Here is a 23,113-nt window from a genome sequence, read left to right on the forward strand (position 1 = left end):
TCACATCTGCCAGCGACAGGGTTACTGATTTAACTTTTGAGCTAACAGAGCCAGTGTCATCTCGTCTTTGATAACCGGATGCTCCCTGTACCACTGTTCTCGTTCCTGTCGTCGGGTATTCTTGCCATACCAGGTTTTGGTCTGATAGTTTTTTGTTTTGTGATAAATCATTCGACCAAAATGTTCAGGAAAAATGATATCGGTGATAATTCGCTTCATCGCTATCGAATGGCCAAATGGCGCTATCCAGTCGTGGATCCATAAGCGCTCACCACTGGTCCAGTCCTCTTCTCTGAACATTAAGGCATCTTCAGTAAAGTAGTGGCATTCAGCCTGCTCATCCATCCATGCCCATGACAGAAAAAACACCGGCTTATTACCTTCACTGACTAAAACAAACTGCTGATTTTTAATAATCGGCAGCAACAGGGTCGGTAGCGTATTCAACGATGCAGTATTGTGTTGTGGAGAGTGCATCCATAACCAGACCGATGCCCCCAGAACCTCCGCTTCGTTTATTTCACCACCCAGCATCAACGGGGCGGTGATATGAAAGTTTCCATATTTCATCTCGCGCCTCCTTAATACTGCCAGTTCAGGTTAAAGCCTAACGTTACCGGATCGGTTTTAAAGCCATCCGGTTTTGAGGTGGGAATACCGGCAAACAGATCATAGCTGGTATTGAAGGCATAACCTCTTAACCCCAGTACAGCCCCCGCCAGATGTTTCCCCAGCAGGTACTCACTTCCCCCACCGCCCACTTCGCCGTAGTCCAGCCCTACATAGAGCTCCTGAGACGGTAGCGGCGTTTGCCATGCCAGTTCATTACGGGTGAACCAACCCCGATCGGCGGACAGACTCAGTTCACCGTCATAACCCCGCACCGTATAGCGACCGCCAATGGAGAAGCGGTCCTGAGAGGTCAGACTGGTGGAAGAAGGAAGCTGGCGCTGGTACTGGCTGCGAAAGCTGAATTTCTGTTCCAGCAAGCTGAAAGGCACATCCAGATTGGCGGAAATCTGAGCTATTTTGCTCAGGGCCGTCGCCAGACCGGTGTACTCTTCTGGCGCAGGTTGTGCGCCAAACCAACGGGTACCCTGTTGGTAGCTCATTCCCATATCCAACGTGGCGGCGTAAATATAGTGGCGATGTTGCAAACCCAAACGCCAGGCCGAGGTATTACGGCGTTGAACTTCTACTTCCGTGTCATTGATATAGTTACGGGTCGATTTCAGCAGCACATCGTACGTCAGAGTGGTTTTTTGTGAGGCATCTCGATGCAACAGACGGCTCAACCCAAAAGTCAGATTGTTGCTGTCTCCGCTGTAGTCATAATTCTCAATCAGACCTGCTACTTTCTGGTTGTAGCTGTAACTACTGGTGGTGACATTAAATCCCCAGTAGCCATAAGGCACGGAATAGTGAGCGGTATAGTTATGGCTGCCCCGGTCATTTTTCCATTGCAGATCATGACCGCCGGAAATATAGAAGGTATCACTGAGGGATAGAGGATTATCCACATACAGGGTTAATCCTCCCTGATAACGACCGGTGCTGGTGGTGCCGGAATCGTCCAGCGATGCACCCAGTCGCCAGTGGCGATCCTGTTTCCAGCTAATAGCCAGATCGGTTTCTCCCGGCTCGGCGCCCGGCAGCATATTGACATCCGCCTGCGCAGTGGGAACCCGTCGCAGGTTCTCTATTCCCTGTTCAATATCCCGCAGATTAAGCAAATCCCCTTCCGATATCGGCAGAGTATTAAACGACTGAATATAGCCACTACTTTCAGGGGTAAACAGAATACGACTGACTTTACCTTCCAGAATTTGCAGTTTCAGCTCACCGCTGTTCACATCCTGCGGTGGCGCTAATACCCGACTGGTGATATAGCCCCGGTCCACTAACCGATTTTGAATGGCGCTCATCAGCAAATTGATGCCTTTACCACCAATACATTGCCCTTTAGCCTGATCGGCTACGCGCTGTAGCAGCAACCAGTTAGTTAAGTAGTCGCTACCGCTTAATGTCACCTGATTGATGGTGATACAGTTCGCTTCCTGTGGAAATTGAGCAATTGCAGAGCTACCCGCCGGCAGCTTTATACGCACATCAGGCTGCTCAGGCGCAAGTTGTTGCTCCAGCGCTTTTTGACGTTCTTGCTGATGGATAATTTGCTGATTATTGATGTTGTTCAATTCAGGAGCTGAATGAGCATAAAAGGCAAGTAGCAGTAGCGCCGCAGGCCCCCAGACACGTAGAAAAATTCGCTTCCGATGAGCGAAACTGAGATTGGTTTTAAAAGGCATACCTTGTCCGTGGTTATTATCTGTTATAAATAACTAAATCCACCGCATAATCACATTTAGTTATTATTTCATTTTCATCCATGTGAGTACGAATTATACAAGATGGATACACCACTTTATACCTGTTAAAAATACTAGTTTTTTTATAATAAATAATGAATTAAAAAAGGCGGGAAATTTAATTAATGAAACTATTTTCACTGTAAATAATTTAATTTATCCAATTGATATTTAATTAAATTTAAAATAAAAAAACGATTGTAGCTCATCCTTATCAGTTGCTGTGTTTAAGGATTTAAAAACATAACTTAAATTGAATAATAAAAGCAGATGTCTCTCTCAGAATCGAAGATGAAAATGTGTGGCAACTACATCGAAACAATATAGTGAAATGTGAAAAACCCCGCACTCAAACTTTGGTTGAAATACGGGGTTAGACAAGTTTACTGCTGACTATATATCAGTTCAGAAATATCATTTCCATAACCGATACTTTCTTCGTTCCAGACTATCTTCACCCTGTTCTGCCACTGGCTCAATATTGGCATCACCGGAAGGTTGCATACCGCCACCTGAGGTAGATGTCGTTGATGCGGCTGGCGATGCTGGCGATGCTGGCGATGCTGGCGATGCTGGCGATGCTGGCGATGCTGGCGATGCTGGCGATGCTGGCGATGCTGGCGATGCTGGCGATGCTGGCGATGCTGGCGATGCTGGCGATGCTGGCGATGCTGGCGATGCTGGCGATGCTGGCGATGCTGGCGATGCTGGCGATGCTGGCGATGCTGGCGATGCTGGCGATGCTGGCGATGCTGGCGATGCTGGCGATGCTGGCGATGCTGGCGATGCTGGCGATGCAACCTTGTACCAGTCCAGGCGACGTGTCAACGTCATAATGACAGCCAATACAACAAACAGTAATCCGGCACCCAACAACAGAGCATTGTCTTCAGACTGCAGCAGCACATACAGTACCGCGTACAGAATCAATAACCCACCGGCAAAACTGATCCCACGCCATACCCCTTTCAAAACCGCACTTAAATAGAAACCAATCAGGCTGCTACAGCTTACCGCTGCAATACAATAAGCCCAGGCAAAACCAATACGCTCCGAAAGTGCCAGCAGAATAACGTAGAACACCATTAACGCTGCGGCTACCAGCAGATATTGCATAGGGTGAATTGATAGTGACTTCAACACCTCGAACAGGAAAAAGGCCACGAAAGTCATGCTGACAAACAAAATGGCATACTTCACCGTACGCGTGTTCAACTGGTAGTGATTAACCGGCTCAATAAAGCTGGTACTGAAAGTTGGAAAGCCCGATATCCTGCTACCTTCGCTGTATTCCGTTTCAGTATAACTGTATGAACCTGACGAGCGTGACTGAGCCTGGCTTCTGCGAATATCACTCATATCATAACGACCAAAGTTGTTATTGATATTATTAGCCAGCCAGCTGCTCTCCCAACTGGCGGTAAAGCCCTGCTCGGTAACTTCACGTTTCTTCGGTAAGAACTGCCCCAGGAAGTTTGGATGTGGCCAGTTACCGCTAAGATTAAACGTTGAGGTTGCCCCAACCGGCATCAGTGCCAGATGTCCCGTACCCTGTAGAGAAACGGTGAATTCAAAATCCAGCGGCTGCGGGGAAGTCAGCACAGCCTCAGGGAAGACAGTATGCATCCCCTGTGGAAATTCTGAATATTTAGTTCCGGATTGAAACATGCTCTGGTGCTGATTAAGTTTAGCGGTTGGTACGGCCGTAATACCGCGGGAATCCGCCAGCGCTAATACCAGATAAGGTTTCTCATAGGTGATTTTGTCACTATTAACAAAGTTGACTTTACCAAAGGAGCCTTTGAACTGTAGCTGACTCTGATAAACCTGAGTCTGATAAATCCCTACCTTACGTGGTTCTACATTTACGCTACCATCAACCGCTAAGTTATCCGGCAGGAAGTAGCTCTGCCCTTGTACCCGGTTGACTTTTTTTATCGTTTTTCCTTTTTTGGTGCCATCACTGACAATTTCTGTCTCCAGACGCACATAAGGAACCACTAATATTGGCCCAATAACCGTCTGTTCACCGCTGGTTCCATCTTTAATCTGACTAATGACGCTTTCCCGATATTGATTACGACCATCAATCATCTCCAGCACCATGCTGATAGGTACTAACATCAGTAACGTTAGCACTATAAGTACAAAAACTTTCCAAAATAACGTTGATTTAAACATCACCAAACACTCCTGTTCCCTATTATGGCGTCAGGATAAATGTGCTGAGTGAACAGATGATGATGTTGTGTGAAGGCAGTGTGAAGTAACGGGGTTATATCAAGTCAGATGACTTACTTTTCTTTCACCGGCAGAATAAAAATGGCTTTTGCACCACCCTGTTCGCCGTTCACCAGACGAATGGTTCCCTGATGGATGGATGCCACTTCCCGCACAAAGCTCAGGCCCAGTCCGGTACTTTTCTCTTTATCCGGACGAGGAAGGGAATAGAAGCGATCGAACACTTTATCCAGCGCATACTCCGGCATGCCCGGACCACTATCTGCCACAATAATTCGGTAATGTTTATCAATAAACTCACCGCTAATGGCAATGTCTCCCCCTTCTGGCGTGAAGTCCAAAGCATTGTCTAACAAATTACTAAAGGCTTGTTCCAGTAGCAGTTTATCGCCACGAACGCTAACCGGAGCATCAATCTGGCTGGTTAACTGAATTTTACGATGGGTAATCTGCGCCTCTTTGGCAGCAATCACACTGTGCAATACGTCCGCCAAATCGACCGGTGCCAGCTCTTGTCGAATTCGGCTCTCCACCTGAGCCTGTTGCAGCATGCGGTCAACCAACAATTGCAGTCGTTCATTTTGCTGTTGAATATTGCTGATAAAGTGCAGTGCCACGGGCTTTGGTGGCATCTCCTGCAAGATCTCTGCCGCACCGCGAATGGCAGCCAGCGGGCTTTTAAGCTCATGGGTTAGGGTATGAACGTATTTTTCGATATAGTCCTTACCTTCCAGCTTAATTCGCATACTCTCCAATGCACGGGCCAGACTGGATAACTCCGGGCTATCCATTTTCGGCAGAGTTGGTGCATTGCCGTCGGCCACTTCACTGGCGTAGCGCACGAGACGAGAAATAGAACGGTTAATCCACCAGACAAAACCAGCCCCAATTACCAGTGCGATACCTAATAAAATACCACCGGCAATCTCCATACGGCGTTCACTGCGGCGAATAACTGGCTGCATGGTCTGATTGGGTTTGGATACGGTGAGTGACCCAATTATCTTACCGTCAGAGGATTTAATCGGTGCAGCCACATACATGACGGAAGTACTTTCATCTTCAGGATCAATACGGGTGCTACGCGCGCCGTATTTCCCTCTTAAAGTCAGGTAAACATCATTCCAGCGCGAATAATCCTGCCCCAACGCTTCGCCGCTGGAGTCAAAAATGACGATACCCTTACTGTCGGTAATGTAGACCCTATACTCCATGCGATTTTTAACGATATGGTCAATCTGAGCACCAATTGGCGTACGGTTAATATCAAAGAAAGCCTGGGCAATATGGCCTTTACTAAGGTTACGATTACGAATGTCCTGCTCGGCTATTTGCGCCAGAAGGTTTGCGGTATCTACCATCATGCCTTCTGTTGCACGCCGCACGCCTGGCTTCACTTCCTGAACAAAAATGTTCATCACAAAGTAACCGGCCACGGCCACAATCATAAAAAAACCGAGCAATAAGCGAAAACCGATCCTCATTTATCAGGACTCAGGCTATATCCAAGACCGCGGTGGGTCTGAATCGGATTGGTTTCTTCTGATATTACGCGCAGTTTGGCTCTTAAGGTTTTGATATGGGTATCCACGGTACGATCCAGACTCTCTTCTGCATCCTGCCATACCAAATCCATCAGTTGCTGACGGGAGAATACCCGACGCGGTGATTTAATTAGTGTTCTTAACAGCAAAAATTCATAGCGGGTTAGCAATAGTGTCTGGCCGCAGAAGGTAATAGTGGCACCCTCTTCATCCAGCCCAAATGCACCATAGCTGGGCAACATCCGCTGCTGTTTTTCCAGACGGCGCAGGATAGTTCGAACTCTGGCGCTAACTTCACGTGGAGAGAAAGGTTTGGCAATATAATCATCAGCACCAATTTCCAGACCAACAATGCGATCCAGTTCTTCACTGCGAGCAGTCAGAAAAATCAGCGGCAGATCGGCAGATTGAGCCAGCATACGGCGACACAGGTCAAAACCATTAATATCCGGTAGTCCAACATCAAGAATAGCCAACGCCGGACGGCTCTGGTTCAGGGCTGTCAGCACAGGTTCACCACGTTCAAACCAACGCACCTCAAAACCATCCGTCTCTAACGTATAGATTAGGGTATCCGCGATGCTTGCTTCATCTTCAACCAGCCAAATTAGTGACATAACCTTATTCCATATCCTTTCATTCGGGCTACCGGTGCCCTTTCCATCGTTTTTTTAATGCTTATTTTGTTGTTTATCAAGCTGAAGAAGATGAAAACGTAAGCTACTCCATGCTTCAGCATCCATACTGTCAATCGCCAGCCAAACGCGACGGCGGGAATATTTTCCGGAGACAGAAGCAAGCTTCAACATAACGCCCCATTTTAACATCATCGGTTTCCCTGATATGCGCCACTCTTCACGGTGCCACTGAATATCGTAATTACTCAGCAGTATCATCTCACCCTGCATTCGCTGTATGTGACGCTGACTGCGCAGACAATCAAAAATGACCAGAGTGACCAGCGTTAACCACAGCGGCCAATAGCCGTCATTCCACGGAGAGAGTAACACTAACAGCACTAAAGCGCCGTGTATCAACAGTGAAATGCATTGGGTTTTCCAGGAAACCCGAATGTCACTATGCCAGAGAACTACGTTCGGCATTTTTTTTCTGAATCATTTTGATCATACGAGCCATATCCGCCTCTTCCGGTATCGCCTGATTCATTAACCAGCGATACAGCTGAGGATCTTCACATTCCAGTAAACGAATAAATACCTGCTTGTCAGCATCCGACAGGTTGTCATAGTCATTTTCAAAAAATGGCATGATAGCAATATCCAGCTCGCGCATTCCGCGGCGGCACGCCCAGTGAATTCGGGTTTTATTATTAATATCCATTATGGCTCTTACTCATATCAGGTTACGTGGTGGTGTAGAGTAACAATTTGGCTCGGATTTGGGAAAGGCTACAGATAAAGTTAGCTTAAATTTGCCATAAGGATCGAAATTGTTGTGCCAAATCTGACTTATACTCGATAGAGCATGATGTTTTCCCGAATTCAACATAGCGCCTTCACTAACGAAAAAATTTCCAGTGAAAGAACCACGATTCTTATACTGCATTTTGTTATTGTTAAGTAAACTATGCCACAGCTTAATGCCGTAATATGGCGGCTCCCTGAATTTGTTATCCGGGCTCATCTGTATATCGTTCTATTTATGTTGGAGTACCTATGACTTATAAATCCCCACTACCTTCTCAGTTAGCCTGTCCATCCTCTGACCTGTCGCTGACTCTGATTTCATTAGAAGACTGGGCTCTGGTAACCCTGAGCGGTGAAGATAATCGTAAGTACTTACAAGGGCAGCTTAGCAATGATGTATTTGCCCTACAGCCGGAGCAGCATCAGTTAGCCGCTCACTGTGACGCTAAAGGAAAAATGTGGAGTGCCATTCGTCTGTTCCAGTACGGCGATGCTCTGGCCTACCTGCAGCGTAGCAGCCTGTGTGATAACCAGCTCACCGAGCTGAAGAAATATGCGGTGTTCTCGAAAGTAACCATTGAACGAAAAAATGATGCGGTACTTCTGGGGGTGGCCGGTGGCAACGCCCGGTCGATGCTGTCGTCCTTTTATGCAACCTTGCCAGATGCCAACACATCCGTTGTTCAACAGGGTGATACCTGCATTCTACATTTTCCTCTGCCAACCGAACGCTTTCTGATCGTAACCACACAAGATGAAGCCAACAGTTTGTACGGTTATTTGCTGGGTAAAGCCGCACTGAATGACAGCCGCCAGTGGTTGGCCTTGGATATCGAAGCCGGTATTCCAGTAATTGACAGTGCCACCAGCGATGAGTTTATTCCTCAGGCCACCAATATTCAGGCGCTGGATGGTATTAGTTTTACCAAAGGCTGCTATAGCGGGCAGGAGATGATTGCCCGCGCCAAGTACCGCGGTGCAAATAAACGTGCTATGTACTGGCTGGCGGGTAAAGCTCTGAGTTTGCCAAATACCGGAGACGATCTGGAATTACAGTTAGGAGAGAACTGGCGCCGCACGGGCACTGTACTGGCCTCAGTCAAACTGACTGACAGCACAATTTGGGTACAGGCCATATTAAATAATGATTTGGATAGTGATGCCGTTTTGCGAGTAAAAGATGATGTAACCAGTCACTTAGCTATTCAACCGTTACCTTATTCGCTGGAAAAAACCGACAAAGCATAATATTCAATGGCTTCCTGCTACTTTGCAGGAAGCCAGACTCTCATCAGGCAATATACAGATAAATAGCCAGAAAATGGCACACGCTACCACCCAGAACGAACCCGTGCCAGATAGCGTGGTTAAATGGAATTCGTTTATTAACGTAGAAAATAACGCCCAGGCTATAAATTATCCCACCTACCGCTAATAACCCAACTGCACCCACCGATAGTTTCACTGCCATCTGATAAATCACCACCAGAGAGAGCCAGCCCATCCCCAGATAGGTCACCAGCGATACCACTTTAAAACGGTGAGTAAATGCTAACTTAAACAACACGCCAATAAGCGCCAGACTCCAGATAACCACCATTAGCCCCTGTGCCAGTGGAGAACCTAATCCCACCAGTAAGAAAGGAGTATAGGTACCGGCAATCAGCAGATAAATCGCGCAGTGATCAAACACTTTTAGCCGACGCTTAGCCGCCTGATTAGGGATGGCATGATAAAGCGTTGAGGCAAGAAACAGCAGAATAATGCTGCCGCCATACAGGCTATAGCTAGTAATTTCCAGGGAACCGGCATCTTTACCGATAGCCTGAGTTAAAAGCAGTACCAGCCCGACAATACCTAAAATAAATCCAATGCCGTGGCTAATACTATTGGCAATCTCTTCGGCTACTGAGTAGCCCTGTTTAACAGACGCTGACATACGGTGACCTTTTATTCAGGATAAAAACAACGTCGATAGTTTTGATATTCACAACCGATATCAGAGTATATGAGAATCATTTCAGTGTACACATGTAAGCTGAATATTTTATGTAAATCTGTGGAAACATTTAACGATGGAAAAATGGCTGAGAATAAAAGGGTTATGGTTTCAGCGAATGTTGTGATTAAACAGCAACGGCAGCCTTTCAGGGGCTGCCGTTGATTATCAGATGAATAACGCTCACATAGGGAGCATCATCACTTCAATTATTATTGACCTGGTTCCGGATCCGCAATACCGCTACCGTATCCCGCCATCTTACCCAGCTTAATCACAATCGGTGAAAGCAGCAGTAATGCAGCAAGGTTTGGTAACACCATCAGGCCGTTGAACATATCTGCCATTTTCCATACCAGCTCAACATTAAACAGTGAGGCAACAAAGATAAAGCAGATCACCAGGAACTGATAAATACGAACGGCGGACGTTGAACTAAACAGATAACGCACGTTATTTTCCGCATAGTAGTACCAGCCGATAATGGTGGTAAACGCAAAGAAGAATAACGATGCGGAGATAAACAGACTACCGAAATGACCGAACACATAGGTGTAAGCCTGTTGGGTAACAGTAATGCCCTGACCACGGAAAATACTCAGGAAGGATTCACCAACGCGGCCTGCCGCATCCCATTCCTTCATCCCCGAAGTAATGATCACCAGTGCAGTCACGGTAACAATAACGCACACCACGAATACACCCATCATGGCAATAAAGCCCTGTTGTTCCGGTCTTGCTACCCGGGCAACGGCGTGAGCATGGGGAGTAGAACCCATACCGGCTTCGTTAGCAAACAGGCCCCGGGCAATACCAAAACGCATCGCTTGCTGAATACCGATACCAACACCACCACCCACTACTGCCTGTGGATTAAATGCTGCAATAAAAATCGACTCAAAAGCAGGCAAAACATATTGGTAGTTAAATGCCAGAATAGTAAAGGCACCAATCAGATAGCAGATCGCCATAATTGGCACTACTTTCTCACTGAAAGAAGCAATGCTGCGAATACCACCGATAATCACCACACCGGCAACGATAGCCATGATAACGCCCATCAGCCAGTTTGGCACACCAAGAGAGCTGTTAAAGGCAGAAGCAATCGCATTAGACTGCACCATATTACCGATGAAGCCTAAAGCAAAAATAATCAGCACGGCAAAAACGCAGGCCAGCCACTTACACTTTAAACCTTGCTCAATATAGTACGCAGGACCGCCAACGGTCTGTCCATTTCTATCTTTGGTTTTGAATTTTTGCGCCAGAATGGCTTCAGCATAGATGGTAGACATCCCCAAGAAAGAGGAAACCCACATCCAGAAAATAGCTCCCGGCCCACCGGCCAGAATTGCCGTTGCCGGCCCTGCCAGATTTCCTGTTCCTACCTGACCTGCAATGGCGGTTGCCACAGCCTGGAATGAACTCATCCCATGTTTGCCAGCTTTATCCCCTTTAAGTGACATTCCGCCAAACAGCGCTTTAACGCCGGAGCCAAAATGTCGAATCTGGATAAAACCTAAACGAATGGTGAAATAAATCCCTGTTCCGCATAACAGGAATATCAATAGGTGGTCCCAGAGCAGGCTATTAACCTGATCGACCAGTTGCTCAAGTATCTCCATACTTTAGTTTCTCTTAGTTATGTTGTGTGTTTGCTTGCTATTTTTACGCGTGCGTTATCGCACGTCATTTTTGTATATGAGTAGTCTGTCACTTTTCTCATTCTGACAGCCTGACATACCCTATCAAAACACCAAGGGAACGAACCTTGGTATATCAGTAAGATATACAAGTGAGCGCCGCAAAATGACAGAGAAAGAAAACACCTCCCCATATTGCGGGAAATATAACACTAATAATCAAGCGTTGGATAGGGTTATTCCAAACTGGTAGTTAGTACACCATTGTAATTATTTACATGTGCGATAGTGAAAATGATCACATTTTCATCTGATAAACATGGCTAGTTTTGATATTAAGATTGATGATGCATTGCCAAAATAATGATGTTAAACATTATTTGAGTTCAGATAATGATTCCTCTTCATACACGAATTATCAGGGACGAAATCCATGCTTAAAAAAGCAATTTTGTTATGCGCCATGATGTTGATAAGTGGTAATGTGCTGGCCGCCAATAGTGACTATGTCAACGCCTGTGCGGATATGCAGCAACAAGCTAACTCAAAAATTACGCGCACTCAGGCAGTGAAAGTTTGCCAGTGTGTTGAGTCTCGCCAGGAAAAAGATTTAGAAAAAATTCAGGCGATGAATAATCCAACGCAGGCACAGATTAAGAAAGTAATGGAAGATACTGCCAGATACTGTATCAAAAAAGCCGGGATCTCCAGCAACACGGGTAAAACCAGCAGCGCATCAAACGAAGACAATAGTAGTCAATCGGCGAGTAGTACAACGACAAAACCGGGTGGAAAAATCGGAGGGATCCCTATCCGGGGTATTCGCTGACAGACCAGATCACTCTGACTCAATGAGAAAAGTAAAAGAATTGCCGGCCGCGCACAGAAAACAATCTGTAGTAACGGCCGGAATTACCATCTTAAAAGTCAACAAACTTACCAATATTCACCCACCGGCACACAAGAACAGAATAAGTTTCTGTCCCCGTATACATCATCCAGACGTTTTACCGTTGGCCAATATTTATTATGGAATACTGCCTGAGACGGAAACACTGCCAGATCCCGACTGTAAGGATGGCTCCACTCATGTACCAGTTCACCCTGTACATGCGGCGCATTCACCAGCGGGTTGTCATTCAGCGGCCATTCACCGGAATGTACCCGGCGAATTTCGCTGCGAATAGCCAACATGGCATCAATAAAGCGATCCAGCTCCACTTTACTTTCTGACTCGGTTGGTTCCACCATCAGTGTACCCGCCACCGGGAATGACATGGTGGGCGCATGAAAACCATAGTCAATCAGACGCTTGGCAATATCCATTTCGGTAATGCCGCACTCCTCTTTAAGAGGCCGAATATCCAGAATGCACTCGTGGGCGACTAATCCATCTACGCCGGAATAGAGCACCGGATAAGCATCTTTTAGTCTGCGGGCAATATAGTTAGCATTTAAAATCGCTACCTGACTGGCCATCTTCAGCCCTTCCGCCCCCATCATATGAATATACATCCAACTGATTGGTAAAATAGAAGCACTGCCAAACGGTGCAGCTGATACTGCTCCCTGATGAGTGATGACACCTTCAAGCTGAACCACCCTATGTCCGGGAACAAACAGCGCCAGATGTTTTTTCACACCAATTGGCCCCATACCCGGCCCGCCGCCGCCGTGAGGAATACTGAAGGTTTTATGCAGGTTCAGATGCGAGACATCCGCGCCAATGTAGCCCGGAGTGGTAATACCAACCTGCGCATTCATATTGGCACCGTCCAGATAAACCTGTCCGCCAAACTGGTGCACAATATTACACACTTCACGAATAGTCTCTTCATACACCCCATGGGTGGATGGATAAGTCACCATAATGCAGGAAAGCTCGTCACCCGACTGTTCCGCTTTGGCTCTTAAGTCCTGTAAATCGACGTTCCCCTGCTTGTCGCAGTCCACCACCACCACAGTCATACCGGCCATTTGAGCCGATGCCGGGTTTGTGCCGTGGGCTGAGCTTGGGATCAGACAGATATGGCGACTCCCCTGTCCGCGACTTTCATGATAACGACGAATTGTCAGCAACCCGGCATATTCCCCCTGAGCCCCGGAGTTAGGCTGCATGCATACCGCATCATAACCGGTAATCTGTGCCAGCCACTGGGAGAGTTGGCCTAATAAAATCTGATATCCCGTTGCCTGCTCTGGCGGGCAGAATGGATGCAATTCGGCAAACTCTGGCCAGGTAATAGGAATCATCTCGGCGGCAGCATTTAGCTTCATGGTGCAGGAGCCTAATGGGATCATCGCCTGATTTAGGGCCAGATCTTTACGCTCCAGACGATGCATATAGCGCATCATCTCAGTTTCGCTGTGGTAACTGTTAAATACCGGATGAGTCAGAATAGGTGTCTGACGTAGTAACGCCGCAGGAATGCTCTGGCTTTGCGTTATGCATTGGCGATCTAAGGCATCAATATCGATATCTGCATGGTCACCACACAGAATATCGAACAGAATATTCAGATCGTCTACAGTGGTAGTTTCATCCAGACTAATACCCACTGCGCCATCAAGATCCGCCCGCAGGTTAACGCCAAAGCTCAATGCACGAGTTAGCACTGCCGCTTTATCAGCCACTTCGACGCACAGAGTATCAAACCAACTATGGTGGCGGAGCCTAAGCCCTTTTTGTTGTAACCCTGCTGCCAGAATATCGGTTAACCGATGAATGCGTTGAGCGATGCGTTTAAGCCCTGTTGGGCCGTGATACACCGCATAAAAACCCGCAATATTGGCTAACAATACCTGTGAAGTACAGATATTGGAGTTAGCCTTTTCACGACGAATATGCTGTTCCCGGGTCTGCATCGCCATACGCAATGCCGTATTACCCGCTGCATCTTTAGATACCCCGATGATCCGCCCCGGCATGGAGCGTTTAAACTCATCGCGACAGGCAAAAAATGCGGCATGTGGTCCACCGTATCCCATAGGGACACCGAAACGCTGGGAAGAACCGAACACCACATCAGCTCCCATAGAAGCCGGAGATTCCAGCAATACCAGCGACATAATATCAGCAGCTATGCAGGTAATTACGCCACGCTGTTTTAGCTGATGTAATAATTCACTGTCATTATGTAACTCACCAGTAGTTCCGGTCAGTTGAACCAGAACACCAAACAAATCGCTATGGTTCAGCGCATGGCTGGCAGGTCCGACAATCACATTAAAGCCAAAAGCTTCTGCGCGAGTTTGCACCACATCAATGGTTTGCGGATGGACATCCTCCGCCACAAAGAAGCTGTTCGTCAGTTTCAATTTGCTGGCTCGCTTAGCCATTGCCATGGCTTCCGCAGCAGCGGTCGCTTCATCCAACAGCGATGCTGAGGCTAAATCTAAACCGGTGAGGTCTTGAGTCATCTGCTGGAAATTAAGTAATGCTTCCAGACGCCCCTGCGAGACTTCCGGTTGATATGGAGTGTAAGCCGTATACCAACCCGGATTTTCCAGCATATTGCGTAAAATTACCGGTGGAGTCAGTACCGCGTTATAACCCATGCCAATATAAGATTTATAGCGTTGGTTTTGTGCTGCGATAGCTTTGAGCTCGGCCAATGCCTGATGTTCAGTCCGGGCATCCCCGGTTGCCGGAGGGTTTGGTAATTGAATATCCGCAGGGACAATAAACTGCGTTAACTCATCAAGACTTTTTGCTCCGATGATATCCAGCATTTGCTGGCGCTGTTCTGCGGATGGACCAATATGGCGCTCAATAAAAGCTTCACCATACTCAAGCTGTTTAATAGTTCGATTCATTGGATAACCTTCCTGAATTTATTCGATAAGGCCGCCATGCCTGATACAGACTGATACCTGTGCAGGAATATGGATAGCGGGAATAAAAGCAAAACGCCCTGTACTTGAGATACAGGGCGTTTTATCAGTTACTCGTCATCCAGCGTTGCGAGGTAACCTGCAGCATCCAGTAAACTATTGAGCTCATTAATATCATTGGCTCTGATTTTAAACAGCCATCCCTCGGCGTATGGCTCACTGTTAACTAATTCTGGTGCATCACTCAGTTGGTCATTAACAGCAATAACTTCACCACTGAGTGGTGCATAAATATCTGAAGCAGCTTTTACCGACTCGGCAACAGCACATTCTTCACCAACAGAGATTTCATCACCCACTTCCGGGAGTTCAACAAACACCATATCACCCAACAAATGTTGAGCATGGTCAGTAATTCCAACGGTATACACACCCTCTTGCTCCTCACGCACCCATTCGTGAGACGTCGCATATTTCAAATCAGCAGGTACATTACTCATGTCGATCTCCATTTTTATGTCTATTTTTAACTGACTCTGTTTAATTCAGTGATTCAGGATAATTAATCTGATTTATTCTGTTGGCTCCAACAGCGATTTACCATTACGCACAAATCCGGGTTTAACTACCCGTACCGGCATTTCACGATTGCGAATTGGCACAATAGCTATATCACCAATACCCTGTGGAACTCGCGCCAGAGCAATACTGCAACCCAACGTAGGGGAGAAGGTACCGCTGGTGATCACACCCTGATGCTCTTTACCCGCCGCATCACAAAACATCACCGGCAGCTCATTACGCAACACACCTTTTTCAGTCATTACCAGGCCAACCAGTTTGTCAGTGCCCTGTTTACGCAGAACCTCTAATCTTGCACGACCAATAAAGTCACGATCTGCTGGCTCCCAGGCAATAGTCCAACCCATATTGGCGGCTAAAGGAGAAACCCCTTCATCCATCTCCTGACCATACAGGTTCATTCCCGCTTCCAGACGCAATGTGTCACGGGCCCCTAAACCACAAGGCTTAACGCCTTCAGCCATCAGCTTCTGCCACCAGTCATCCAATTGGCTGGCTGGCATCATCAGTTCATAGCCCTCTTCCCCGGTATATCCGGTAGTGGCAATAAACAAATCGCCAGACTGAACGCCAAAGAAGGGTTTCATCTGGCTAACCGCCTGACGCTGCTCTTCTGTCAGTAAGGTAGCGACTTTTTGCTTCGCCTCTGGCCCTTGTACCGCAATTAATCCCAGATCTTCACGTACATGGATTTCGACGGCAAAGGGCCTGGCATGTTCACTAATCCACGCCAGATCCTTTTCGCGGGTAGAGGAATTCACAATCAAGCGGAAAAAATCTTCTGTCAGAAAATAGACAATCAGATCGTCAATCACCCCAGCCGAAGCATTCAGCATTGCGCTGTACAGTGCTTTACCAGGTTGAGTTAACTTGACGACATCGTTTGCTAACAGATAACGAAGAAATTCACGGGTGTTAACGCCGTGCAAATCCACAATAGTCATATGGGATACATCAAACATACCTGCGTGCTGACGTACGGCATTGTGTTCATCGATTTGTGAACCGTAATTCAGTGGCATCATCCAACCATGGAAATCAACCATGCGGGCGCCACAGGCGAGATGTCTATCGTACAGAGGGGTCTTATTGGTCATTGCGTCCTCTTTAAATACTTCAGGGTAAATCCCGTAATAAATAAATCGGGTGCCAAAAGTGGCATCTGACTTTATGTGATAATAAGTTAACGTAATTGTTAATAATTATCGCAACATGTGAACAATTGCTATGATGCAGTAGTTTTGATTCATAAACTGCGTTTTTCTGCACAGAAATCAGTATTGGTTTTATTAAAGTTCGATAGGAATCAGAGGCCGATATTTAACAATGACTTAATTAACAATTAATTAAATCCATATTCGAATTAGATAAACTAATGATTAAACAATCAGAAGATTAGAATTTTTCATGCCTGAAGCTTAATTTACTTCTTCGTTTTTTCTGTATGCAACAGAACCCAACGCACAGTCGGCCTTATCCCGGCATAAGGCTCAATACTTTCTGCTTTTTAGTATATGATTACGGCTATTAAACGCACCACTTTCAGCCATACATGCGTCATTCTGTCGCAATGTTGGTGACGGTTTATCAGGGAAGTGTTCGCCTCGTCATAAACGAAAATATGGGAAGTTACAGTACGTTTTATGAAGAAAAAAGCTAAGGTTAGCAGACCCGCTGCCACTCAACAGTCTCTACAGCAGGCAGTGACAGAATTAATTAATGCCGGAAAAACTGAAGAAGCCTTGAAAAAAATTCAGGTCCGGCTGATGTTCGCCCCTAAGGACATCTGGTTTTTACAGGAAGCTGCGCGTCTTTACCGTCGTAGTGGAAAACTGGATGAAGCTGAACGCTATTACTTGCGTGTGTTGGCCGTGGACCCGCACAATCTCGGTTCATTAAACGGCTTAGGTCTTACCTACTATGACCGTGAAGACTTTGCTAATGCCGAAAAATACTATCAGGTGGCGCTATCCGTACTGCCATCCTATGCAGGCTGCCGCAATAACTACGGCATTATGCTACATAAAATAGACCGCTATCAGGAAGCCGCCGAACAGTATCAGTTAGCTTTAGAATCCGATCCAAACCATCTGGAAGCACGATTTGGGTTAAGTTCAGTATTGGCCCATATGCAACAGTTAGAACCTGCAGCTGAACATATGCGCCGCCTTTTAGAACTCTCTCCACAAGATGCCCGAACTCAAAACACCTTAAGCATGGTTTTAATGCAACAAGGAAATTTTGAACAGGGTTGGGAACTCTACCGTAGTCGTTACAGCAAAAATAATTACCACCGTTTTGTTAATCTGCCATCAATTAACCGCCCCTATTGGGAAGGTGAGGACCTGACCGGAAAAGCTATTCTGGTACATCCGGAACAGGGAATGGGAGATGAAATACAATTTTGCCGCTTCGCTACTCGTCTGAAGTAGGAGAAAGGTGCATCCGCAGTTTATCTGATGTGCCGCCCGGCGCTGTATGCTCTGATGCAATCTCTGCCCAATATCGACGGTGTTATCGTATTAGATAACGACAATCCAGCCACATTGCCGGAGTTTGACGTTTGGAGTTTGCTGTTAGACTTACCGCGACATTTTGTTAACAGTCAGGACCCTTTTGCCCTGCAACCACCTTATGTCTTTGCTCCCTCTCAAATACCAGAACAATGGCGCTTGCCTGCGGAGAATTCCCGTCGTTTACGTGTAGGTTTGGTATGGAAAGGTTCATCTCAGCACGCCAACGATCGCAACCGTTCTTTGGCCAGTTTATCAGTACTGCATCCATTATGGTCAGTACCTGATATTGAATGGGTCAGTTTGCAGAAGGGAGAAGGCGAAGACGAAGCCATTAATGCACCAGCAGAGTTTCCTATTCTGGCCTTAGGGCATCAGGTAACCAATTATGAGGATACTACGGCAATTATCGGGCAGTTGGATCTGGTGATTACCGTTGATACTTCCGTTGCTCATCTTGCCGGAGCCATGAATAAACCATGTTGGGTCATGCTCCCTGCTTTTGCCATTGACTGGCGGTGGATCAAAGGGCAGGAAACCTCACCCTGGTATCCAGCTATGCGCCTATTCCGTCACAATGATGAAAAATCGTGGCCTGAAGTGATTGGACGAATTCGCGACGCCTTAGTCCAGTGGCATGATCAACAAACTAAGGCCTAATCACCCAATATAACGCTGGCAACGCCCTATAATGGGCTTGCCAGCCAGTCTGGTAAATCGCGCAATCCCATCGCCTGATGAACCAGATGAGGTTTTACCCCCGGCAACGTATCTGCCAGTTTAAGTCCGACATCCCGAAACAGTTTTTTCGCCGGATTATCGCCATCAAACAGATCGCGAAAGCCCTGCATTGCCGCCAGCATCATTACTGCGCTCTGCTTACGACTGCGTTCATACTTTCGCAAATAGAGATAATTACCTAAATCTTTACCCTGCTTCTGTAAGCGACGAATCTCTTCTATCAGACAGGCTGCATCCATAAAGCCAAGATTAACGCCCTGCCCGGCCAAAGGATGGATGGTATGTGCCGCATCACCAATCAGTGCCAGTCGGTGAGCAGCAAAACTGCGCGCATAACGAGCCGTTAAAGGAAATATGGCTCTGTCACTGACTACCTGACAGCGTCCCAGACGATTATCAAATGCAATGCCAAGTTGATGGTTAAACTGCCGCTCATCCATATGTTTCATTTGTTCGGCTTTTTCTGGCGGTAATGACCAGACAATTGAGCACAAATCTGATTGCCATAGCGGCAGGAAAGCCAGAATTCCGTCACCATGAAACACCTGACGAGCACAATGTTGATGAGGTTCATCGGTGCGAATAGTTGCCACCAAAGCATGATGACCGTAATCACGAAATGTCAGAGGAATATCGGCATGTTGGCGCACCCATGAATTAGCGCCATCAGCACCAACAACCAGGCGACCACTCAACATTCGCCCGTCTTCCAGAGTGATAAAGGCTTCATTTTCGCCTCTGACCACCTGTTTAAGTCGGGCAGGTGCCAGCAAAGTAATATCACCACTGCTATTAGCTTTATCCCACAGAGCTTTATGAATCACATCATTTTCTATGATATGCCCCAGGTGGGTATAACCGTAATCTTCCGCTTTAAAAGCAATGCGACCAAAGCTGTCCCGATCCCAAACGTCCATAGCGGAATAAGGGCTCAGGCGTAAAGCTTCAATACCTTTCCATACGCCGAGATAATCCAGAAAACGTTCACTGGCAGCATTAATCGCAGAAACCCTAAGGCTTGGATCGGTAGACAGAGATTCATCAGGCAATTGATTTTCAACAATAGCAATACGCAGGCCGCTACCCTGTAATCCACAGGCCAGAGAGAGTCCAACCATGCCGCCACCGGCAATAACTACATCATAAGAGTGCATGAACGATTGTCCTATCGTTTAACCCAGCCAAGGGTTCTGTGCGCTAAAGGCAGCCGGAGTAACTCACAGCTGTCCATGGCCATTAATCCAAGATTTCTTGCCACTATCAGTGGCCCGTAACGATTAGCAAACAGGTGAATCAAGCCGTCCGTCAGGCCAATGGTTGCCTGCTGATCCGGCTGGCGGCGCTGGCTGTAACGGCGTAAAACGCCATAACTGCCTGGATCTTCCTGCTGTTCAACCGCCTGCGATAATGTCTCGGCCAGCGACATCACATCGCGCAGCCCTAAATTAAACCCCTGTCCGGCAATAGGATGCACCGTTTGTGAAGCATTGCCAACCAGAACCAGCCGATGGCTGACCGACTGGCGTGCAGTACGTAAACGTAGTGGATAACTGGTCCGCTGCCCTGCCGAAACAATTTCTCCCAATCGCCAGCCAAACACCTGCTGTAGCTGTTTAACAAAGGTTTGGTCATCCCATGCCATAGCATGCTGTTGTTGAGCCTGTTCCATACACCACACCAGCGACATACGCCCTTTTGACATAGGCAGTAATGCTACTGGCCCCTGAGGCGTAAAACGCTCAAAGGCTTTTCCCTGATGGGGTAAAGCGGTAGTAACATTCGCAATCAGAGCTATTTGCTGATAATCCTCTTCACTCCACTCCATACCCAGCGAGGTAGCCACCGAGGAGAAAGAGCCATCTGCCGCCACTAAAAGCGCAGCCGATAAGTTCTGACCATTATCTAATGTTACCTGAATCCGGGAGATATCACGTTGGGTTTCAACGACTTTAGCCGGGCAGTGCAATGTAATATTTGATGCCTTTTTCAGCAGCGAAAACAGTCGATTACCAACATCGTGCAGTTCCACTACCTGGCCTAATGCAGGCAGAGCATAATCATCAGCCCGCAATGTTACCATGCCGCTATGACCACGCTCAGTCACCAGCACTGTTTTAATTGCTGTTGCACAATCAGCCAATGTTGACCAAATACCAACGCGAGCCAGTTGCTGACAGGTTCCCTGAGCCAGTGCAATAGCACGAGCGTCAAACCCCGGGTGCTCCGCATTTTCCGGCAGTACTGCTTCGACTAAATCAATATGAATACGGCCTTTGCTCAGCGTTGACAGCGCTAAAGCCAGCGTTGCTCCCGCCATGCCTCCGCCAACAATAATCACTGAGTTCATTGTCGTGCTCCTGCCATTAAAGCTTCAATATCATCCGGATCTTTCACTACGCCTGCCGTCAGAATTTCACAACCCTGTTTGGTAATCAAAATATTATCTTCAATACGAATACCAATACCGCGGAATCTGGCTGGTACATCCGCATCAGGTGCGATATACAGTCCGGGTTCTACGGTCAGTATCATTCCCGGAGCCAACAGACGGTCGCGAGTGGAAGAACCGTAGTTACCCACATCATGAACATCCAGTCCCAGCCAGTGACTCAGGCCATGCATATAAAAGCGCTGATGAACCTTATCCGCCATCAGTTGTTCCACATCACCTTCCAGTACACCAGCTTCCACCAGCCCTTGTAACATAATGCGGATCACTTGTTCATTGGCATCACGAATACTGCGTCCGGCGGTGAGCAACGAAATGGCTTTATATTGAGAAGCTAATACGATGTCATAAATAGTGCGCTGTGCCGGACTAAATTTACCGTTAATCGGGAAAGTACGAGTGATATCACCAGCATAGCCATAGTATTCGCATCCGGCATCGATCAGTACTAAATCGCCATCTTTCAGCGGTGACTCATTTTCCGTATAGTGAAGAATACAACCATTTTCCCCACCGCCAACAATGGTGTTATAAGCTGGATAGCGGGCACCGTGACGGGTAAACTCATGGTGAATTTCAGCCTCAAGGTGATATTCAAACATGCCGGGACGGCATCGTTCCATTGCTCTGGTATGGGCTTTAGCGGTAATTTCACCCGCTTTGCGCATGACAACGATTTCTTCTGGTGATTTAAACAGACGCATTTCATGCAGCCACGGACGCCAGTCCGTCATAGTTGCCGGTGCACGTAAGTTCTGGCGGCTGCCGTTACGTAAAATATCCAGCGCCATAAACACGATGCTATCCGCATAGTCATACTGTCCCTGAGCGTGGTACACCACATCAAGGCCGTTAAACAGCAAATGAAGCTGTTGATGGATATCGTCATAAGGCAGAGCACGATCGACACCCAGTTTTTGCGGGGCGGCATCCTGCCCCAGGCGACGACCAAACCAGGTTTCCGCATTTAAATCACGTACCCGATTAAACAACACGCTGTGGCTGTGGGTTTCATCGCTTTTAATTAACACTAACGCCGCTTCAGGCTCATTAAATCCAGTGAGATACCAGAAATCGCTATTCTGACGGAAAGGATATTCTGAATCAGCACTGCGGGTTCTTTCCGGCGCAGCAAAAATAATCGCCGCGCTCCCGGATGCCATCTTAGAGAGTAGAGCCTGACGGCGGCGCTGGAATTCAGATAACGTAATCATAGTTGCTGTCCTTTCGCGTTCGGATTGATGAAAATTTTATGGGACTGTTGCAAATTGCCACGGAGTCCAGCCGAAAGACCGGTTGTACTTTAGATCAGAGAACGTCGGGCTTGACCCTCTGATGAACTTCTTTTGCTGTTAGCTGTTTTGGATATTCCGGCCGTAAAAGCAGTGTTGCTCATATCATCTTTGTGCTCGGCCGGAAGACCGTCTGTACTTTAGTTTGGAGGGCGTCGGGCTTGGCCCTCCGATTAACATTTCTTACTATTGGCTACTGTGGATATTCCGGCCGTAAAAGCAGTGTTGCTCATATCATCTTTGTGTTCGGCCGGAAGACCATCTGTACTTTAGTTTGGAGGGCGTCGGGCCTAGTCAGCCTAGGGGCGCTCCGGCAGCTAAAGCTGCTACGACCCCAACGGCAGCCTCTCCCTCCGATTAGCAATGCTAACTGCCAACCAAACATTTCATTCGGGAATTTAATATTTATATTTTGCCCTTTGCCCTTTGCCCTTTGCCCTTTGCCCTTTGCCCTTTGCCCTTTGCCCTTTGCCCTTTGCCCT

At 47.2% G+C, this 23,113-nt stretch carries 19 protein-coding genes; 4 read left to right on the forward strand and 15 right to left on the reverse strand.

The annotated features are described in order from the left end of the window. Positions 1–21: 21 nt before the first annotated feature. From GOL65_RS09350 to sdhE, 7 genes are all read right to left on the reverse strand, one after another. Complete coding sequence (locus tag GOL65_RS09350) at positions 22–570, reverse strand: toxin-activating lysine-acyltransferase (protein WP_140920966.1); 549 nt, start codon at positions 568–570, stop codon at positions 22–24. 11 nt (positions 571–581) lie between these two features. Beyond that, entirely contained in the window at positions 582–2,306 is a 1,725-nt protein-coding gene (locus GOL65_RS09355) for a ShlB/FhaC/HecB family hemolysin secretion/activation protein (RefSeq protein WP_179038285.1), read from the reverse strand. A 474-nt stretch (positions 2,307–2,780) separates the two neighbouring features. Beyond that, the gene (creD, locus tag GOL65_RS09360; RefSeq protein ID WP_179038385.1) at positions 2,781–4,547 is read right to left on the reverse strand and encodes a cell envelope integrity protein CreD; all 1,767 of its coding nucleotides are present in this window, start codon (positions 4,545–4,547) and stop codon (positions 2,781–2,783) included. Between the two features lie 113 nt (positions 4,548–4,660). Next, on the reverse strand, positions 4,661–6,091 hold the full coding sequence (gene creC, locus GOL65_RS09365) for a two-component system sensor histidine kinase CreC (RefSeq protein WP_179038286.1): 1,431 nt from the start codon (positions 6,089–6,091) through the stop codon (positions 4,661–4,663). Beyond that, positions 6,088–6,768: a two-component system response regulator CreB gene (gene creB / locus GOL65_RS09370; protein ID WP_140920970.1), complete on the reverse strand. Its 681-nt coding sequence runs from the start codon at positions 6,766–6,768 to the stop codon at positions 6,088–6,090. Before creB ends, creC begins: the two co-directional genes overlap by 4 nt. A gap of 54 nt (positions 6,769–6,822) precedes the next feature. Then, complete coding sequence (locus tag GOL65_RS09375; RefSeq protein WP_140920971.1) at positions 6,823–7,254, reverse strand: protein YgfX; 432 nt, start codon at positions 7,252–7,254, stop codon at positions 6,823–6,825. Then, on the reverse strand, positions 7,229–7,492 hold the full coding sequence (gene sdhE / locus GOL65_RS09380; protein WP_140920972.1) for an FAD assembly factor SdhE: 264 nt from the start codon (positions 7,490–7,492) through the stop codon (positions 7,229–7,231). Before sdhE ends, GOL65_RS09375 begins: the two co-directional genes overlap by 26 nt. Positions 7,493–7,827: 335 nt before the next feature. Here sdhE and ygfZ point away from each other — a divergent pair, with 335 nt between their 5' ends. After that, positions 7,828–8,826, forward strand: coding sequence for a tRNA-modifying protein YgfZ (gene ygfZ, locus GOL65_RS09385; protein ID WP_140920973.1), 999 nt, complete (start codon positions 7,828–7,830; stop codon positions 8,824–8,826). 43 nt (positions 8,827–8,869) lie between these two features. Here the strand turns inward: ygfZ and trhA are convergent, their stop codons facing one another. Then, a complete protein-coding gene (gene trhA, locus GOL65_RS09390) occupies positions 8,870–9,517 on the reverse strand; it encodes a PAQR family membrane homeostasis protein TrhA (RefSeq protein ID WP_130590437.1) in 648 nt (215 codons plus the stop codon). 272 nt (positions 9,518–9,789) lie between these two features. Continuing rightward, complete coding sequence (locus GOL65_RS09395; protein ID WP_140920974.1) at positions 9,790–11,202, reverse strand: alanine/glycine:cation symporter family protein; 1,413 nt, start codon at positions 11,200–11,202, stop codon at positions 9,790–9,792. 451 nt (positions 11,203–11,653) lie between these two features. Here GOL65_RS09395 and GOL65_RS09400 point away from each other — a divergent pair, with 451 nt between their 5' ends. Beyond that, complete coding sequence (locus GOL65_RS09400) at positions 11,654–12,049, forward strand: hypothetical protein (protein WP_140920975.1); 396 nt, start codon at positions 11,654–11,656, stop codon at positions 12,047–12,049. Between the two features lie 107 nt (positions 12,050–12,156). Here GOL65_RS09400 and gcvP read toward each other — a convergent pair whose 3' ends face one another. The 3 genes from gcvP to gcvT form a co-directional block, all read right to left on the reverse strand. Beyond that, on the reverse strand, positions 12,157–15,036 hold the full coding sequence (gene gcvP, locus GOL65_RS09405) for an aminomethyl-transferring glycine dehydrogenase (RefSeq protein ID WP_140920976.1): 2,880 nt from the start codon (positions 15,034–15,036) through the stop codon (positions 12,157–12,159). 128 nt (positions 15,037–15,164) lie between these two features. Further along, positions 15,165–15,554 carry a glycine cleavage system protein GcvH gene (gcvH, locus tag GOL65_RS09410; protein WP_140920977.1) on the reverse strand — a complete coding sequence of 130 codons (390 nt, stop codon included), beginning with the start codon at positions 15,552–15,554 and terminating at the stop codon, positions 15,165–15,167. A 72-nt stretch (positions 15,555–15,626) separates the two neighbouring features. Beyond that, positions 15,627–16,733, reverse strand: coding sequence for a glycine cleavage system aminomethyltransferase GcvT (gene gcvT / locus GOL65_RS09415; RefSeq protein WP_140920978.1), 1,107 nt, complete (start codon positions 16,731–16,733; stop codon positions 15,627–15,629). A 546-nt stretch (positions 16,734–17,279) separates the two neighbouring features. On the opposite strand from gcvT, the gene GOL65_RS22180 reads away from it, so the two are divergent. Both GOL65_RS22180 and GOL65_RS22185 read left to right on the forward strand, forming a co-directional pair. Then, positions 17,280–18,068, forward strand: coding sequence for a tetratricopeptide repeat protein (locus GOL65_RS22180; protein WP_228723080.1), 789 nt, complete (start codon positions 17,280–17,282; stop codon positions 18,066–18,068). 27 nt (positions 18,069–18,095) lie between these two features. Next, positions 18,096–18,809 carry a glycosyltransferase family 9 protein gene (locus GOL65_RS22185; RefSeq protein ID WP_228723081.1) on the forward strand — a complete coding sequence of 238 codons (714 nt, stop codon included), beginning with the start codon at positions 18,096–18,098 and terminating at the stop codon, positions 18,807–18,809. A gap of 26 nt (positions 18,810–18,835) precedes the next feature. On the opposite strand, the gene ubiI is transcribed toward GOL65_RS22185, so the two are convergent. From ubiI to pepP, 3 genes are read right to left on the reverse strand one after another with little or no spacing between them, the layout of a single operon-like run. Then, entirely contained in the window at positions 18,836–20,044 is a 1,209-nt protein-coding gene (gene ubiI / locus GOL65_RS09425; RefSeq protein WP_140920979.1) for an FAD-dependent 2-octaprenylphenol hydroxylase, read from the reverse strand. An 11-nt stretch (positions 20,045–20,055) separates the two neighbouring features. Beyond that, positions 20,056–21,237, reverse strand: a complete 1,182-nt coding sequence (gene ubiH, locus GOL65_RS09430) for a 2-octaprenyl-6-methoxyphenyl hydroxylase (protein WP_140920980.1) — start codon at positions 21,235–21,237, stop codon at positions 20,056–20,058. Continuing rightward, complete coding sequence (gene pepP / locus GOL65_RS09435) at positions 21,234–22,550, reverse strand: Xaa-Pro aminopeptidase (RefSeq protein ID WP_140920989.1); 1,317 nt, start codon at positions 22,548–22,550, stop codon at positions 21,234–21,236. The genes ubiH and pepP overlap by 4 nt, the downstream gene beginning before the upstream one ends. Positions 22,551–23,113: the final 563 nt, after the last annotated feature.

Origin of the sequence: Limnobaculum xujianqingii (assembly GCF_013394855.1) — a bacterium.
Taxonomy (GTDB): domain Bacteria; phylum Pseudomonadota; class Gammaproteobacteria; order Enterobacterales; family Enterobacteriaceae; genus Limnobaculum; species Limnobaculum xujianqingii.

Excerpts from the sequence above, each read along its gene's own strand:
- GOL65_RS09350 (WP_140920966.1), bottom strand. The coding sequence starts at position 570 with ATGAAATATGGAAACTTTCATATCACCGCCCCGTTGATGCTGGGTGGT.
- GOL65_RS09355 (WP_179038285.1), bottom strand. The coding sequence starts at position 2,306 with ATGCCTTTTAAAACCAATCTCAGTTTCGCTCATCGGAAGCGAATTTTT.
- creD (WP_179038385.1), bottom strand. The coding sequence starts at position 4,547 with ATGTTTAAATCAACGTTATTTTGGAAAGTTTTTGTACTTATAGTGCTA.
- creC (WP_179038286.1), bottom strand. The coding sequence starts at position 6,091 with ATGAGGATCGGTTTTCGCTTATTGCTCGGTTTTTTTATGATTGTGGCC.
- creB (WP_140920970.1), bottom strand. The coding sequence starts at position 6,768 with ATGTCACTAATTTGGCTGGTTGAAGATGAAGCAAGCATCGCGGATACC.
- GOL65_RS09375 (WP_140920971.1), bottom strand. The coding sequence starts at position 7,254 with ATGCCGAACGTAGTTCTCTGGCATAGTGACATTCGGGTTTCCTGGAAA.
- sdhE (WP_140920972.1), bottom strand. The coding sequence starts at position 7,492 with ATGGATATTAATAATAAAACCCGAATTCACTGGGCGTGCCGCCGCGGA.
- ygfZ (WP_140920973.1), top strand. The coding sequence starts at position 7,828 with ATGACTTATAAATCCCCACTACCTTCTCAGTTAGCCTGTCCATCCTCT.
- trhA (WP_130590437.1), bottom strand. The coding sequence starts at position 9,517 with ATGTCAGCGTCTGTTAAACAGGGCTACTCAGTAGCCGAAGAGATTGCC.
- GOL65_RS09395 (WP_140920974.1), bottom strand. The coding sequence starts at position 11,202 with ATGGAGATACTTGAGCAACTGGTCGATCAGGTTAATAGCCTGCTCTGG.
- GOL65_RS09400 (WP_140920975.1), top strand. The coding sequence starts at position 11,654 with ATGCTTAAAAAAGCAATTTTGTTATGCGCCATGATGTTGATAAGTGGT.
- gcvP (WP_140920976.1), bottom strand. The coding sequence starts at position 15,036 with ATGAATCGAACTATTAAACAGCTTGAGTATGGTGAAGCTTTTATTGAG.
- gcvH (WP_140920977.1), bottom strand. The coding sequence starts at position 15,554 with ATGAGTAATGTACCTGCTGATTTGAAATATGCGACGTCTCACGAATGG.
- gcvT (WP_140920978.1), bottom strand. The coding sequence starts at position 16,733 with ATGACCAATAAGACCCCTCTGTACGATAGACATCTCGCCTGTGGCGCC.
- GOL65_RS22180 (WP_228723080.1), top strand. The coding sequence starts at position 17,280 with ATGAAGAAAAAAGCTAAGGTTAGCAGACCCGCTGCCACTCAACAGTCT.
- GOL65_RS22185 (WP_228723081.1), top strand. The coding sequence starts at position 18,096 with ATGTGCCGCCCGGCGCTGTATGCTCTGATGCAATCTCTGCCCAATATC.
- ubiI (WP_140920979.1), bottom strand. The coding sequence starts at position 20,044 with ATGCACTCTTATGATGTAGTTATTGCCGGTGGCGGCATGGTTGGACTC.
- ubiH (WP_140920980.1), bottom strand. The coding sequence starts at position 21,237 with ATGAACTCAGTGATTATTGTTGGCGGAGGCATGGCGGGAGCAACGCTG.